8 protein-coding genes are annotated in these 16,264 nt (G+C 35.5%); 4 read left to right on the top strand and 4 right to left on the bottom strand.

Annotation, left to right across the window (positions count from 1 at the left end; all coding sequences use genetic code 11):
• Positions 1–44 precede the first annotated feature (44 nt).
• Positions 45–1,298 carry a beta-ketoacyl-ACP synthase gene (locus CKF54_RS07045; RefSeq protein ID WP_119525649.1) on the top strand — a complete coding sequence of 418 codons (1,254 nt, stop codon included), beginning with the start codon at positions 45–47 and terminating at the stop codon, positions 1,296–1,298.
• Positions 1,298–2,107 carry a 4'-phosphopantetheinyl transferase family protein gene (locus CKF54_RS07040; RefSeq protein ID WP_119525648.1) on the top strand — a complete coding sequence of 270 codons (810 nt, stop codon included), beginning with the start codon at positions 1,298–1,300 and terminating at the stop codon, positions 2,105–2,107. Before CKF54_RS07045 ends, CKF54_RS07040 begins: the two co-directional genes overlap by 1 nt.
• 222 nt (positions 2,108–2,329) lie before the next feature.
• On the opposite strand, the gene adeD is transcribed toward CKF54_RS07040, so the two are convergent.
• On the bottom strand, positions 2,330–4,108 hold the full coding sequence (gene adeD / locus CKF54_RS07035) for an adenine deaminase (protein ID WP_119525647.1): 1,779 nt from the start codon (positions 4,106–4,108) through the stop codon (positions 2,330–2,332).
• 965 nt (positions 4,109–5,073) lie between these two features.
• On the opposite strand from adeD, the gene lysA reads away from it, so the two are divergent.
• Positions 5,074–6,336: a diaminopimelate decarboxylase gene (gene lysA / locus CKF54_RS07030; RefSeq protein WP_119525646.1), complete on the top strand. Its 1,263-nt coding sequence runs from the start codon at positions 5,074–5,076 to the stop codon at positions 6,334–6,336.
• Between the two features lie 3,457 nt (positions 6,337–9,793).
• On the opposite strand, the gene CKF54_RS07025 is transcribed toward lysA, so the two are convergent.
• Positions 9,794–11,467 carry an IS3 family transposase gene (locus tag CKF54_RS07025; RefSeq protein ID WP_222987565.1) on the bottom strand — a complete coding sequence of 558 codons (1,674 nt, stop codon included), beginning with the start codon at positions 11,465–11,467 and terminating at the stop codon, positions 9,794–9,796.
• Positions 11,468–11,794: 327 nt separating this feature from the next.
• On the opposite strand from CKF54_RS07025, the gene CKF54_RS07020 reads away from it, so the two are divergent.
• A complete protein-coding gene (locus CKF54_RS07020; protein WP_119525644.1) occupies positions 11,795–13,150 on the top strand; it encodes a glycosyl hydrolase family 28 protein in 1,356 nt (451 codons plus the stop codon).
• Between the two features lie 197 nt (positions 13,151–13,347).
• On the opposite strand, the gene purB is transcribed toward CKF54_RS07020, so the two are convergent.
• Together purB and CKF54_RS07010 are read right to left on the bottom strand one after the other, a co-directional pair.
• Complete coding sequence (gene purB / locus CKF54_RS07015; protein WP_119525643.1) at positions 13,348–14,793, bottom strand: adenylosuccinate lyase; 1,446 nt, start codon at positions 14,791–14,793, stop codon at positions 13,348–13,350.
• A 108-nt stretch (positions 14,794–14,901) separates the two neighbouring features.
• Complete coding sequence (locus CKF54_RS07010; protein WP_119525642.1) at positions 14,902–16,191, bottom strand: adenylosuccinate synthase; 1,290 nt, start codon at positions 16,189–16,191, stop codon at positions 14,902–14,904.
• Positions 16,192–16,264: the final 73 nt, after the last annotated feature.

Below are 16,264 nucleotides of genomic sequence, written 5' to 3'. Positions count from 1 at the left end.
ACATTTGGGGTACAGCTCAGAGTAAATCAAACTATGAGTGATATATGAAAGTAAAAAGAGTTGTAATTACTGGAGCAGGTGGCATAACTGCTTTAGGAAGAAACTGGCAAGATATTAAAGCTGCTTTTCAACGTAAAAAGAATGCAGTTAAATTTATGGGTTGGGACGCTAAATATCGTGATCTTGAATCACAACTAGGTGCTCCAATTGAAAATTATCAAGCGCCAAGTGAATGGAGTCGTAAACAAAAGCGTAGTATGGGAAGAGTATCAGCTTTTTGTGTTGATGCTGCTACTGATGCTTTAAAGATGGCAAATCTTTGGGACTATGAAAAAAATAACGTACTTGATACTTGCTTAAATGGCAAAATGGGAGTGGCTTCTGGTTCATCAATTGGGAGTACGCCAGATATCTTAGAAGCTGCTACGCTGATTAAAGATGGGGTTAATGATAAGTTTAACGCCAATACTTATGTACGTATGATGCCTCATACGACAGCAGCAAATATGAGTATTTTCTTTGGTTTATCAGGACGTATTATTCCAACCTCAAGCGCTTGTTCATCAGGAAGCCAAGCTATTGGTTATGCTTATGAAGCGATTAAATATGGTTTAATTCCGATGATGCTTGCAGGTGGTGGGGAAGAGTTCTGTTTATCTGAGATTTTTGTCTTTGACTCTTTATACGCTGCAAGTAGAGATAATGATCACCCTGAATTAAATCCTCGTCCTTATGATAAAAATCGAGATGGTTTAGTAATAGGTGAGGGTGCGGGGATTTTAGTGCTCGAAGAATTAGAGCATGCTCTTGCGCGTGGCGCAAACATTCTTGCAGAAGTAGTTGGTTACGGCGCTAATAGCGACGGAACTCACATTACTCGACCGTCAAAAGATACTATGCGTGAGTGTATAAAACTAGCATTACAGGACGCACAGTTAGATCCAAAAGAAATTGGTTATGTTGATGGACATGGTACTGCAACCGAGTCGGGAGATATAGCTGAAACCCAAGCAACTGCTGAAGTATTTGGAAAAGTTCCTTTTAGTTCACAGAAAAGTTATTTAGGGCATACTCTTGGAGCTTGTGGTGCTTTAGAAAGCTGGTTTGCCATTGAAATGATGCGTGATGGTTGGTTTGCTCCAACGATTAACCTTGAAGAAGTTGATGAGCGTTGTGGAGAGTTAGATTACATTACCGGTGATGGGCGTAATATTGAAACCGATTATGTGATGAATAACAACTTTGCCTTTGGTGGAGTTAATTCTTCATTAATCTTCAAACGTTGGCGCGGTGTTTAATGGTTTTCCCTGCAGCAGATACTGTTTATCTTATTTTAGGAAAGGTAGAGCAAACGCAAAGCAAACCAGAAAATAAAAAACTAATTGCAGTTGCTAAACAGCAAATTTTACAGTCTCTTATTGATGAGACTAAAGTTTTAGCAGATGTAAGTACTAACAGTTTTGGTCGCCCATACTTTCCACAAGAGTATGGTATGGACTTTAACTTTAGTCACAGTAGTTCATGGTATGCTTTGGCTTTTTGTCGCAAGGAAAGGGTAAAATCTCAAGGACAAGTACAGCTCGGTAAACTTCCTCTTGGAGGATATCTCTTGGGAGTCGATCTTGAGTTTCCTTACAAAGAGCGTAAGTATAGAAATTTAGTTGCATCTTCAGGTAAGAATTTCCAGGATGTTTTTTCTAGTCAGACCTTTGCAAGTTCTACCTATAGTAAATTACTGACTAGTGAGCAAGATAAATTCTATTGTCTTTGGTGTTGTCGTGAAGCTTTAGTTAAAGCTAAAGGTACCGGAATTGCGGATCTTAATAAGATATATCAAGATCCACAAACCTTAAACTTTAGCCTAGAAGGACTAGCTGCTGGCGTTATAGAGTTTTATAAGCTAACTTTTACTCTTGCTAGTTCTGATAACATTGGTTCTAATAGTGGTAGGAGTAGTTTGTATCTTGCTTTATATCGTTCTTCTTTAAGTAAAACTGAATTATGTTTTTGGCAAGAGAAACAAGAAAAACTACTTAAACTTGAGGATTATTTCCCAGAGGTGAAAGTAGAAAAACTTTCCTTTGTAGTTGAAGAGGCTGGATTGTAAGAAATCGTAGGTTAGCTTCTAAATGCCTGTTTTTGCTTGGTCTAGCCTTTGAGGTAGTACACAGAGCACAGCTCGAAATATTAAAAGGTAAAATGACTAGAGACAGTATTTTTTTGATACTGTCTCTAGTCATTTGTTATTTATGGTCAGCTTGATGAGCTTAAGTAAGTAGAGTAAGTAGATTGAGTACTATAAGCTTGCTAAGCTTTGCTATGCAGTTATTTATTCTTCTACTTCTAGAGAAACAAACTTAAACTGCGTTACATCAAATAGACCATTACATGTAAGTTTTAGTTTTGGAATTACTGGTAAAGGTAGGAAAGAAAGTTGCATGAATGGATCATGTAAGAATACACCACATTCACGTGAATCTTCTTTAAGTTGCTCAATTGTTTGTTCAACTACCATTGCGCTTTCAGTTGAAAGTACTCCAGCAATTGGTAGAGGTAAGTGAGCTTTAACCTCACCGTCTAATACACAACTTAAACCACCATTTGAGGCAATAATTGCGTTAACTGCGTCAGCAAGGTCTTGTGGTGTAGCCCCCATAGCTGTTAAGTTATGGCTATCGTGACCTACTGAAGAAGCAAGACCACCTTTTGTTAAACCTGAACCTGTTACTAAAGCAAAAGCAGATTTAGTTTCAAAACCATATCTTTCTACTGTAGTTAGTAAAGCCGCTGGTTTATCAAAAGTTGGATTACCATTTGCATCATAACCTGTGCAAGTTAAATGCTCTTCACCGGTAATAATTTCGTTAGCAATGATTTCAACCGCACGGTATTTTTTACCAACTTCAAAGTTGTAAGTAAAGTCTTGTGCTGTTACTGGTTCACGTTTTACAGATTTGAATGTAGGTGGGTTTGAAGCTTCAAGACGTGCAGGAGCATTCTCAACAAGGTTTAGAGAAGCTACATCTTTACCACCAACAAATACTTTGCTAATGCTTACTTTTTCTACATCAGAAACAAGAACGATATCTGCTTTCTTACCTGGAGCGATTAAACCTAAACGTTTTAACCCATAGTGCTGAGCTGTAGTGTATGACGATACACGGTAAGCAATGTGTGGAGCAACACCGTGATCTTGGATTAGACGACGTACCATGTCATTAATGTGACCTGTGTGTACCATATCGTATGGGGTAATATCGTCTGTACATAAACAAATTGCTGCACTTGAGAATTCATTTAGAATCGGCGCAAGGTTGTCTAAGTTACGCGCAGCTGAAGCTTCACGGATAAATACGGTTAAACCTTTAGCTAGTTTTTCTAATGCTTCTTCTTTAGTAGTACATTCGTGGTCATTGTTAATACCAGCACTAATGTAAGCATCTAGTGGACGTCCACTTACTGTAGGTGAGTGACCATCAACTACCATGCCACTAAAGAGTTCAATTTTATCAAGCACTAAAGCATCACCATTGATAACTCCAGGGAAGTTCATCATTTCAGCAAGACCAAGAACGTATGGGTTATCAATATAGTCACGCATTTGCTCTACGGTAAATTCTGCCCCGTTAATTTCACAGTTAGGTAAAGCTGGCACGCATGAACTCATTTGAATAAATTGGTTTTGATAAGCTTGTGCTGAAGAGCGTAAGAACCAATCTAAACCAGTAGTACCAATTACGTTAATAACTTCATGTGGGTCACAGATAATAGTTGTTAACCCTAAAGGTAGAGTTAAAGATTCAAATACTTGTGGCGCCATTACTGATGATTCAATGTGCATATGCGCATCAATAAAACCTGGTACAGCGGTATTACCTTGACCATCAATTACTTCTTTAGCGGGGTGGTTAGCGTACTCTTTACCATAGCCCACAATAGTTCCATGTTTAATTACGATAGGTCCTTCTAGAGTGCCACCGCTAATTAGGTTTAAAATCTTTACATTGTCAATACGTAAATCTGCTTCTTGTTCATTACGTGCTACTGCAAGGATATCAAGGAGATGTTCGCGACTAATTTCTTGGGTGTGCTTAGCTTGTCTTGTCATTTTAGGAGTTCTCAGTGTTTGGCAAAATTTAGGTTATACAAAATTTAGGTTATAAAAAGAGTTTTAATTTGCCCTGCAAATTAAAACTCAAGATTAAATAAATGCTATAAACTAACAGCCAAGCTTAAGCAGGGCTGCTTTTAAAAAATAAGAGTTGAGCTTATTTTTCAAAGAAATAATATTACCGATTAAATACTTTTACCGTAGTTGGTAAAAAATTAATTTCTGGTATTATGCCACAAGCAAATTAAAATAAAAGCAAAAAATTAACTTTTTTTCAAAAAAAGTTCGTTTTTTGCTTTAGATCTATCATTTGTTAGAGTTTGTAGTTGTTAAAAACTTGCAAAAGTAAGAATTGGTAGGTTATTGAGATGGTTAGTCCTAGTTGTTAAGCTTGGTTGTAAGAGTTTGGTTATTATTTTGTAGCTAGATTTGAGGTTTAATGAGGAAGTTTAGAGGGTTTTGTTGTGACGTAACTGACAAATGTTAGTTTTGTGATCGTTTGTATTTATCAAATGATAGATTCGGGTGGTATTTTATGGCTAAGGTGGTAAGTTGATTATTTATCAGTGGTTTGCTGATTTGCGTGGGAATTTTGTTTTTGAGTTTGCTTGAGTAAAAATTTATAGTTTGCTTGGGTAAAAATTTATTGTTTGGTTGAGGTAATGTTTACCGTTTACTCAAGTTAAAGTTTATTGCTTGGTTGAGGCAATGTTTATTTTTTAGTTGAGCTAAAGTTTACTTGTATGTAACCTCAAGGTAAAGTTTGCACGTGTTAAAGTTTACTTTGGTGAAGGTTGCTAAAGTAATTTTTACAATTCATACTTAGTTTCTATAGCTTCTATCGCATTCGATCTTAATGACAAAAGTATAAAAATTATCCACCTATTTTGTACAGTTACCTCAGAAAAGTTGATATAATTAAAACCTAAGATTTTTCTTTTATTGTTGATAACAAGTAAACCATGGATTTTTTTAGTTATAAAAACGGGGAGTTATATGCTGAGGAAGTTCCAGTAAAACAACTGGCACAGACGTATGGCACTCCTCTATATGTTTATTCAAAAGCAACTTTACTTCGTCACGTAGAAGCATTTAAGAACGCCTTTGCAGGACGCAATGGTTTAGTTTGCTATGCTGTAAAAGCTAACTCTAACTTAGCTTTATTACAGCTACTTTCACAACAAGATATAGGTTTTGATATAGTTTCTGGTGGGGAACTAGCGCGTGTAATTGCTGCTGGTGCAAACCCGAGCAAAGTAATTTTCTCTGGAGTTGGCAAAACTGAAGAAGAAATTGCGATGGCTCTAGAAGTAGGAATTCTTTGCTTCAATGTTGAATCGTCTATGGAGCTAGATCGTATCAACACAGTAGCACAACGTTTAGGTAAAGTAGCCCCAATTAGCTTCCGTATTAACCCTAATGTAGATGCTAATACTCACCCATACATTTCTACTGGTCTAAGAGAAAATAAATTTGGTATTCCTGTTGAGCATGCCCTAGATGAGTATCTTCGTGCTTCAAAAATGGAACACGTAAAAATTGTTGGTTTAGATTTCCACATTGGTTCACAACTAACAGAAATTTCTCCATACATTGACGCAATCAAAACTTTAAAAAGTTTAATTCGTAAATTATACGCTGCAGGTATTCGCCTACACCACTTAGATATTGGTGGTGGTTTAGGGGTAACCTATTCAGTAGAGGCTCCACCTCTACCAAATGAGTTACTTAATGCAGCTTATGCAGAGTTACAAGACTTATTTGAAGATGTTGGTGAGCTACAAATTGTAGTTGAGCCTGGTCGTTCAATTGTGGCAAATGCTGGTATTTTTGCTTACAAAGTAGAGTTTACTAAAGATAATTTAGGGAAAAACTTTGCGATTGTGGACGCAGGTATGAATGACAACATTCGTCCAAGTCTGTATCAAGCATTTATGAATATTATTACCGTTGAGGAAAACCCTGATACTGAATTAAAACTATATGATGTAGTTGGTCCTGTATGTGAAACAGGTGACTTCCAAGGTAAAAACCGTCAATTACGTGTAAGACCAGGTGATCTACTAGTAACACGTGGTGCTGGTGCTTATTGTTCGGCAATGGGTTCACAGTACAACTCACGTCCAAAATGTGCTGAAGTGCTTGTAGATGGTGATAAAGTACATTTAATTCGTGAACGTGAAACTTATGAAGATCTATGGGCTAAAGAAAAGCTTTTAGGTTAATTTACCCTATTTGACTTTGACTGTAAGTTAGCTTATTTAACTTTGACAAGTAGGTTAGTTTATTCGACTTTTAACAAGTAGGTCAGTTAGCTTAATTGACTTTGATAAGGTTTCTAGATATCTAGCTGTCAGATAGCAAGATATCTAGATATCAAGATCTAAAAATTTCAAGAGACATAATAAAAAAGAGGATAGTGTTAACTACAACACTATCCTCTTTAGGTTAGATATGAATAAAATTTAAATTAACTTTCAAGTAGATTGTATTTAAGAGAGTCTCTATGAAAAAAACATTTAATGTGTAAATATAATCCTATCAATTAACTGATTATATTTACCTTAATTTTATAAGGGGAAAAGAGTAAATTTAAAGGGGGTTATTTCTTAAGAGGCTGAAAATTAAAGCAAAGAAACGCAAATTTATTAGTATTCTTCTTAAGAAATGCGTAAAAAAATTCAGGTTTAATTAATTTTTACAATTCACCAATTCACCAATTCACCTATTTGGATTTTTTCTTTCTAGTGTAGTGTGTTTGAACTTGGAACATGAAACTTTGAGTTTTGAACTTTCAAAGTATTCCTGTTATAGGTTATCTTAGATACCTCTATAGTTCTTCTAGATCCTACCCACATGGCAATTTGCAAGAATAAATATCTTTTGCTTATTGCAGAGTTATTTACAATTTCGATTTAACTCTATTTTTATAGGGGATTTAATAGAGCTAACTAAAAATAGTCAGGTCTATTATCAAGCAAATCAAAATATTTTTTCGTAAAGGCTAGTTTTTTGCAAAGAAAATAGGTAAAATTGAGCAGAAAAATTGAGTAGAAAATTGAGATCTCAATTTTTGTGCTATTCTGAAAGAGAAATTAAACGATAATGCTTTGTCTGTTATGTTATTCCTTGATAGTTAAGTTGCTTGTTGCTTTAAAGTAACAAGGAGGTGAATTAAGTAACTAAAGCTAGTAAGAATATGTAGTTATTTTTACCATCTTTGGAAGATGGCTTTAATTGTAAATAAAAATAAACATAATGTTTAAATAAGCATACATCATGTAGGTTTATTTTCCAAAATAGGCTAAAATTAGTAAATAACCCTTTGTAGTGTGTATGAATTCCATTCTACAGATAAGTAGAGGATTTCTTTTTGTATGTAGCTATCGATTGGCTTATTTTATTGATTTTTAAGTTTATTTTTATTTCATAAGATAGGTTTTAAGCTATTTAAACTAGGTTTTTGGTCAAAGATTTTTTCAACGTAGGAAAAGTTTTTTAAACTTTTTTTATTTAAATTTTACTTTTCTCAATAAAATTGGCTATAATAGGAGCATAAAGTTAATTAAGTAATCACTTACTAGAAGCAAGTAATTATTTAACCACTTTCTTTACTTAAATAGTAAAAAGCTTCTTTCTTAGAATTAATTTAAGAAAAGCTAGAAAAATAAAATTAAATAGGTTATAATTTTTCATGTAGTTAGGAAAAACGTTTTTACTGTTACTTCTTTACTACTAGCCTAATTCAATATGTTCTAGCAAAGAAGTATAGATAAAATATTTATCTATCTAGTACAATTAATCAAGCTAATCAGATTTCTCCTAGTATAAAAACTAACATCTTGTTAGGATCTAGGTACCGGTTCACTATCTGATAAAGGTAGTGAAATAGTAATACGACTGGTCATCGTATTGCTATTATCTCATAGCTAATTGTAAGTGCCAATTAGTTATGAGCTGCAGAGCTTTTAGGTCTTAAGCTCTCTGTGATGTGTAAAGTGAATCAGATTGCATGTAGTACTACTACATGCAATTGTTTTAAATTTATTGGATAATGCAACTTAGATACTTCGGTGTCTAAGTTTTTTTTTGCGCAAATTTCTGATTTTTTGAGGTGCACTTGTTTTTGTAAGGACTTGCTCTTACCTAGATTAATTTCTTATCTTAAATTTCAACGAACTGCTTTTTCTTTTGAGAAATATCGCAAAAATATAGAGGAGATCTTAGACATTCCTCTTGCTCTCTGATAGAATAATATTAGAGATTTTCTAGTTTTTTGACAAAAATAATTCCACCACTGTTGTGAGTGGTGGAAAACGGTTGGATTGACCAGTCCTTTGTCTACCTAATTAAAAACAAAGCGCTTCATATTTTAATTAGGCAAGGCATAAATTTCTTGTCAGAGCTCAGGGTGGAGTGCTGCTGCCAAGAGTAAACCTGTTCAAGAAAAGGTCGCTAGTTAAATTAGTTTACTAATTTAACCAAACTCATAAGAAGATAAGTTATCACTACCTAAGTCAGTTTCACTTCGGCTTTGGTGGTGATCCTGATTACTACCAACTTAGCGTAGTGCAACTTAGAATTTTATGAGTTTAGGCAATATTTCTTCGGGAATATTGCCTTTTTTATTACTTATATTTTCGCCTGAAATTAAAAATTTTTTGGTAAAAACTTTAAAATTGACATAAAAATGCTAGTGGGTGGCATACAGAAAAAGCCTATATTGCCACTTAATCCCATACAGATTGATAGGTTATTGTGGATTTTCTGTCTAAATTTGTATAGTAGTTCTACTTAAATCTGTACAGAAGTTTTTAATTAGATTTGTATAGAAAGGCTAATTAGATTCGTATAGAAACTCTAATTAGATATGCACAGAAACCCTAATTAGATTTGTCCAGAAACTCTAATTAGATTTGTACAGTAGTTCTAATTGGATTTGTCCAGAAGTCTCAATTGTAATTTGTTTAAAATCTATGTAGAAACTAACAAAATTTGGCGCTATATTATGAGAAAGGAGAGAGTAAAATTTAGTAAATTTGTTTGTGGCGCTAAGCTATCTTGAGGTTTCCCCCAAATAGGGTACAAATTAAATACTTTCTTTGAGCAAAAAACTATCATTTGAAAGTATTTAATTATATCTTTTAGTTAATAAATTTATTAGCGTAATATGTAATTCACTTACAAATAGTAAGGGTATTTTAGGAAGTTATACATGTATTTTAGTAGAAAAATGTTTACTTTATGATTATCATTTAGTTTTTGTGTACTCTCTAAGTGTACCCCAAATGTAGGCAAATAGTAAGCAGAAAAAATACAACTTAAGTACAAATCCTAGAACATTCCCAAACATCGGTGCTACAACTTCAGGACATACTTAAACCAAATTCAGTAAAAAAAATCTACATCTTTGGTACAGAACTGAGTAAATTTTCGATCTAAGATCGACAATTACAGTGCAGCCCCAAGCAGATTCTCGATGCCTTTTGGAAGCACTCTGGACCCAGCGTCGCCGCCCAGCTCCCCCTCCAAGGCTTCCCGTCCCCTTTTTAAAAGGGGAGCCGCAGGAGAGGGGGAGTGGGCGCGGCTAGCGCTGGAGTAACACCTCTCTAGTCTAAACCACATAGTTCTTAATTAAGCTAAACTATGCTATAATTAGGACATAATTTTTTGTATTGTGGATTAGCATACTTGAGATATTCTTTCTTGAGGTGTTAATCCTTTTTTCTCGCCTTTGTGTATCGCAATGCGTTGATTATTATGGAAATTTATGTAAGCTTCTATTGTTGCTTTGCAGTGCTTCACACTTTTGAAACCTCCTTTTGGTTCACAATCGATCCTTAGACATGAGAAGCGACTTTCTGTTGGAGCATTGTCATAACATGCTCCTTTTCCTGATACGCTTTCGATAATCTTATAGTATTTAATTTGATTTCTATATTCTTGACTCATGAACTGAGAACCTTTATCATGCTGCAACATTATGGTTTTAGAGGCATTTTCAGGCTTGTTTTGCATTGCCATGTCTAGTGCGTATATGGCACTAGTAGTATCAGGACTGTCGCTAATGCAATAACCAACGATTTTCCTAGAGTATAGGTCTATAACTATACATAAATATACTTTTACCTTACCTAAGATTTTGTCTTGTACTGTGAAGGTAACAGTATCATTACCAAGCTTTTCATAAGGTAATGAGCATTTAAAGTCCCTAGCCATGAGGTTATCATCTTTTGTTGAAGTATGAGCTATTCTTCTAGTTGCTTTACTTTGATCTTCATCGTATTTTTTTGAGTATAGTTTAAATTCTCTGATCGCATTTTCAACAACTTTGTGGTTAACCTTACGATGAGGGAATAGTTCTCTAATCTCTTTATTTGAGTCGTACATGTCATAGATGACCTTGTTGACTTCCTGATTTATCCTCCTAATCCCATAATTTGAGAAAGGACGCAACTTTGGGCAATTTACTACCTCCTCTTCGATTTCTTGAAGGCTGCATACATCTAGACCTTTATCTCGTAAATGAATGATGATTTCAGCAACAATCTTCAGTCTTCGCTCTTTAGAGCTTACGGGGTTCTTTTTAAGATTGCGGTAGTAGTGTCTTCTATCTATCCCCAATAGGTCGCAAGCTGACGTTACTGTGTATTTCAGTGCTTTAAGGGAGGTAATCGCTTTTATAACTCTACTTTGAGTAATTTCATCAACTTGTGCAAAATGTTTATTTATACCTAACTTTTTAAGCATTAGGTTAGCCAGTTCTAGTATTTTTATTTGCTCATGGCTTTTCATCATAGATTTTATGCTTTGTACTAGAGCTTCGCTATCATCCTGATTTTCAAGTGTACTTAGATGGTTTTTTAATACTCCAAGTTCTTGATTAAGTTGCTCACGAGTAAAAATGATTCTATTTTCTAATTCTGCTTGTGTTATAGCTTTCTGAGCTTTCATAGTTTTAGTCACTACTTGGATGAATAATTCACCTCCAACTAGTTTGAACATTTTTACCCAATCTCTTAGACTTGTATTATGCATTCCTAGGTGTTTTGCAGCAGTTGCAAGGTTACCATTATATTTTTCATAAAGGTCTAATATAGATTGAACTTTATATTTAGGTGTGTAACTTGGTTTACTGTTTTCTTCACCTAGAATAGGTCTTTGACTTATTGGATGTTGCTCGGTCTGTTGAGGTGAGAGTGAATTTGTTTTGTTTCGTTCACGAGATACAGCACTGTAAATCTGTCCTACTGAAATATTATATTTAAGTGCTATTTCTTTGTAAGGTAATTTTTTATTTAAAGCAAGTTCTAAAATTTGTTTACGATCAGAAAGTGATAAATTAGAAAATTTCATGAGTGGAAAACCTCCAAATGTTAGTTTTAGATTTTGTGACACATTTGGGGGACAGCTCATCTATTGTAGGACTACAACAGGAAGAATATTAGTTTCATTATGCTCTGCCTGACAAATTTACTAAAGCAACAAAGGTTATACCTAAAAGGAATGACGCTTAAAAGGAGTTATGCTTAGAGTTACGTTTAAAAGCATGTCACTAATTTCTACAAATAATATTTTTCCTAAAAGGGCTATGCTTCCAAGGTGCTTCCAAGTCACTCAAACCTTTGCTTTCTCTCCATAGACAAACAACAAAGAGAACTCATTTTCAAAGAGAATTACTTTATGAAAAAATTAGCCTTAGCTTTAACTGCCGTAGGTTTAGCTACGAGTAGTTTTGCGCAAATGCCAAGTCAAGTATGTCAAACCCTTTCTGCTGGTAATGGTGATCAAACTGCACAAATTCAACAAGCTCTAGAAGCTTGTGCGGGTGGTAAAGGAGCGGTAGTTTTATCCTCAGGAACTTACAAAGTAAGTCAATTGTCAGTTCCCGCTGCGAGCTATCTTTACCTAGGCAAAGGTACAACTTTACAACAAGAAGTTGCTATGCCTAGTAACCCACCAAGTAACTCGCAAAGCAACCCACCAAGCCAAGCAGAGCAAACAAAAGCTCCTCCGGCACCAATGAATGCGCCAATGAGCCTAATCGTGGTTAAAGGGGATAATGTAACCTTAGCAGGTGAAGGTACTATCAGCGGTTCTTTTGTAGAACCTGCGGGTTTACCTCCAAAAGGTAAAGACAAAGATAAAGATCTATCTAAAGAACAAGAAAAGGCTTTAAAAGCTCAAGAGAAAGCCCAAGAAGTCAAAGAAAAACAACAAGAGAAAGCACAAAAATCTCCTCACCTAGACAGAGGCGTGTTACAGTTACCAGCTCTAGTTAAAGCAGAGAAAGTAGCAAACTTACAAGTATCAGGTCTTACTTTTACTAACTACCACGGTAATGCCTTATCTTTAAGCCAAGTTGAGAACGCAAAAGTTTCTGGGATTAAAGTAAATGCAAAAGCACCTATGACTAATGGGGTAGTTCTTGATGGTGTAACTGGTGCTAACTTAGAAAAAAGTTATTTACTTACTAGTGGCATGCAAGTAGTAGTTGCAGCCCAGCAAGCTCCAACTACAGGCGTTACTTTAAACGATAACTATGTTTACTCTGGTACTGGGGTAGTTGTTGGTTTAAATGCAACTAAAGGCATTAGCCAAGTAAAAGTAAACAACCTCGTAGTAAACGAAGCAACCAATGGTGTAGCTGTGTTAGCAAATGCACAAAATGGTGGCAAGATTAGTCAAGTAAGCTTTAACAACGTATACGCTTACCAAACTAGCACACCAATTCATATAGCTGCTAACTTTAACCAAACTTACAACAATACTGGCGACAACATACCTACATTTACAGGGATTAATGTAAGTAACTTCTACTCTCTAGGTGGAGGTAGTGTAGATTTAGCTGGCTATTCAAGCTCAAATAAACTAGCAGTTGACTTTAATAATGTGCGTGTTGCTAAGGTAAATGATTGGAAGCTTTATAATGCAAGCATTAACAACCTTGGGAATTCATCAACGGGTTCGTTATCTTCAGCTGCTGTTAACGAAGTTAAAGATATTATTGAAAGTAAACTGGTAGCATTTCCAAGATAATACATTAGAATGTATTTTTAAGGTAGTTTAAATCTAGTCTTAGGTAGTTCTATTAAACTGGATAAGTACAGTAAGAATGCAAGGACTACAGGAAGCAAGTACTACAAGATATTTTCAATACTTCTAAAACAACTAAAGGTCAGACATTTACTGTCTGACCTTTAGTTGTTTATATGCTTGTGTATGCTTGGGAATTCCTAAACGGTAAACTCCACGCTTTCGCTCAAGACAAACTCACGATTACGTTCAAGCATAGGGTAAATAACTTGGGTTAAGTATTCCTCAACTTGTTGAGGGGCAAAACCTATATAGTTACTTGGATTGAGCAGATCTTTGATTTCGTCTTGGTTAATTGGTAGACGTCCATCAGCAATAATTGCCTCGATTAAGCGGTTGTCTTGTCCTTCTTGTTTTACCAGACGCGCTTGTTCCATAGAGAGCTCACGGATAACTTCGTGTACTTCTTGGCGATCCATGCCTTTTTTAACGCAATCCATAATAATGTCTTCAGTTGCCATAAATGGTAACTCACGCATTACATTGCGTTCGATCATTTTTGGATAAACGACAATCCCTTCGGCAATGTTTTGTAGGATCATTAAAATAGCATCTAAAGCTAGGAAAGCTTGAGGATAAGATAAACGTTTATTTGCTGAATCGTCTAGAGTACGCTCAAACCATTGAGTTGAGTGTACTAAGTGACCATTCATCTCTAAGCTAAGAACAAATTTTGCTAAGGCAGAGATGCGTTCGCAACGCATAGGGTTACGTTTGTAAGCCATCGCAGAAGAGCCAATTTGTTTTTTACCAAATGGTTCTTCAAGCTCTTTTAAATGTTGTAGCAGACGGAAGTCATTGGTAAACTTGTGCGCCGAGCTTGCTAGACCTGCAAGAGTTTGTAATACCATTGAGTCTTGTTTACGATCGTAAGTTTGTCCAGAAACTTCTTGACGATGCGTAAAGCCTGCTTTTTCTGTAACAAGTTTATCAAGCTCCACTACTTTACTGTAGTCATTACCAAAAAGCTCTTTAAATGAAGCTGCCGTTCCAGTTGTCCCTTTTACGCCTCGGAATTCAAGAGTTGCAAGTCGGTGCTCGATCTCTTGGAGATCAAACATAAAAGATTTTAACCACAGAGTAGCACGTTTACCTACGGTAGTTAATTGTGCAGCTTGGAAGTGAGTGTAACCTAAAGTAGGTAAGTCTTTGTATTGCTCGGCAAACTTACTTAAAGTTGCAATAAAAGTAACTAAACGTTGCTTTAATAAGGTTAGACCTTCTTTAATTTGGATTAGGTCAGTGTTGTCACCAACATAAGCTGAAGTTACCCCTAAGTGAATAATTTTACGCGCTAAAGGAGCAACATCACCATAAGCATGCACATGTGCCATTACATCGTGCTTTAATTCAACTTCGTATTGGTGAGCCTTGGCAAAGTCAATATTGTGAATATTGTCTTTTAACTGGGTTAGTTGTTCATCAGTGATAAAGTCTAGACCAAGCTCTTGCTCTGATTGAGCTAGGTAGTACCACAGTTTACGCCAAGTTGAGAACTTGAAGTTAGGAGAGAAGATATGCTTCATCTGTTCACTTGCGTAGCGTGAACATAATGGATAATCATAGATATTGTTTGGATCTGTCATCTTTTTTTAATTAACAAGGTAAGAGGTAAGTTTATTTTCCATTAGCTAGATATTCATAACCTAAAAATGCCCCAAAACGTACAGTTTTAGGGCATTTTGTGTTCTTACTTAGAACTCTGCACGGTAAATGTTTTGTGTTCTTTCTGGACCTACAGAAATCATAGAGATACGTACGCCTAGATTATTTTCAACAAATTCAATGTATTTACGGCAGTTTAGAGGTAAGTCATTGTAATCTTTGATTTTACTAATGTCTTCAGTCCAACCTGGAAGTTCTTCATAAATAACTTCAACTGGTTTAGATTTACGTAAGTTACCTGGGTAAGTTGAGTAAACATGCCCGTCAATTTTGTAACCTACAGCAACTTTAATAGTTTCTAAACCGGTTAAAACGTCAATTTTAGTTAGAACGATATCAGTTAAACCATCGATTAAAGTAGCGTATTTACCCATAACTAAGTCTAACCAACCAGTACGACGTGGACGACCTGTTGTTGCACCAAACTCACCACCAACTTTACGAATGTGTTCACCTAATTCGTTGTTTAGTTCAGTAGGGAATGGACCTTCACCGACACGAGTAGTGTAAGCTTTCATTACCCCAACGATACGGTTAAGTTTGTTAGGCGCAACCCCTGTACCAACACATACCCCACCTGAAGTTGGAGATGATGAAGTTACATATGGATAAGTACCAAAATCTATATCAAGCATAATTGCTTGAGCCCCTTCGAATAGTACTTTTTTACCTTGAGCCACAGCTTGGTTAACTTCAGCTACCCCGTCGATAATACGAGGAGTGATAAGTTTAGCTAACTCCATGTACTCATTGTAAAGAGTATCAAATTCAAAACGCTCAGGCCAACCGTAACGTTCAAGCATATCGTTTTTCTCTTTAATGTTCCATGCTAGCTTGTCAGCAAAACGCTCTGGATCCAGTAAATCACCGATACGAATACCGTTACGAGAAATCTTGTCATTGTAACAAGGACCGATACCACGTTGGGTAGTACCGATTTTGTTTGAACCTAAAGACTCTTCTTTAGCTTTGTCTACGGCAATGTGGTAAGGGAAAATAATATGTGCACGCTCATCTAGATATAAATTATCTAGTTTTTTACCGCGTTTTTCTAAAGCGTCAATTTCTTGTAACAGAACTTTTAAATCTACAACAAGACCAGCGCCAATAACACATTTACCTTTACTGTTAATAATACCTGATGGTAGTAAGTGAAGAATAAACTTTTCTTCGCCAACAATTACAGTGTGTCCTGCGTTATTTCCTCCTTGGAAACGAACGATATAATCAGCGGTGGGAGATAAAACATCAATAATTTTACCTTTACCTTCATCACCAAATTGAGTACCTACTACAACGAAAGTATTTAAATTAGACACAAAAATGCTCCAATAGATGTAAATAATAGTTCTAGAAAAAGTAGGGTTATAAAGAAAATTTATAACTTTTCTT

Origin of the sequence: Psittacicella hinzii (genome assembly GCF_003585885.1) — a bacterium.
Classification (GTDB): domain Bacteria; phylum Pseudomonadota; class Gammaproteobacteria; order Enterobacterales; family Psittacicellaceae; genus Psittacicella.
The sequence above is the reverse complement of the archived record's forward strand: the minus strand, read 5'-3'. Positions and strand labels throughout refer to the sequence as shown.

Bases quoted from the DNA above. Each gene is read 5' to 3' on its own strand.
- CKF54_RS07045 (WP_119525649.1), top strand. From the start codon at position 45: ATGAAAGTAAAAAGAGTTGTAATTACTGGAGCAGGTGGCATAACTGCT.
- CKF54_RS07040 (WP_119525648.1), top strand. From the start codon at position 1,298: ATGGTTTTCCCTGCAGCAGATACTGTTTATCTTATTTTAGGAAAGGTA.
- adeD (WP_119525647.1), bottom strand. From the start codon at position 4,108: ATGACAAGACAAGCTAAGCACACCCAAGAAATTAGTCGCGAACATCTC.
- lysA (WP_119525646.1), top strand. From the start codon at position 5,074: ATGGATTTTTTTAGTTATAAAAACGGGGAGTTATATGCTGAGGAAGTT.
- CKF54_RS07025 (WP_222987565.1), bottom strand. From the start codon at position 11,467: ATGAAATTTTCTAATTTATCACTTTCTGATCGTAAACAAATTTTAGAA.
- CKF54_RS07020 (WP_119525644.1), top strand. From the start codon at position 11,795: ATGAAAAAATTAGCCTTAGCTTTAACTGCCGTAGGTTTAGCTACGAGT.
- purB (WP_119525643.1), bottom strand. From the start codon at position 14,793: ATGACAGATCCAAACAATATCTATGATTATCCATTATGTTCACGCTAC.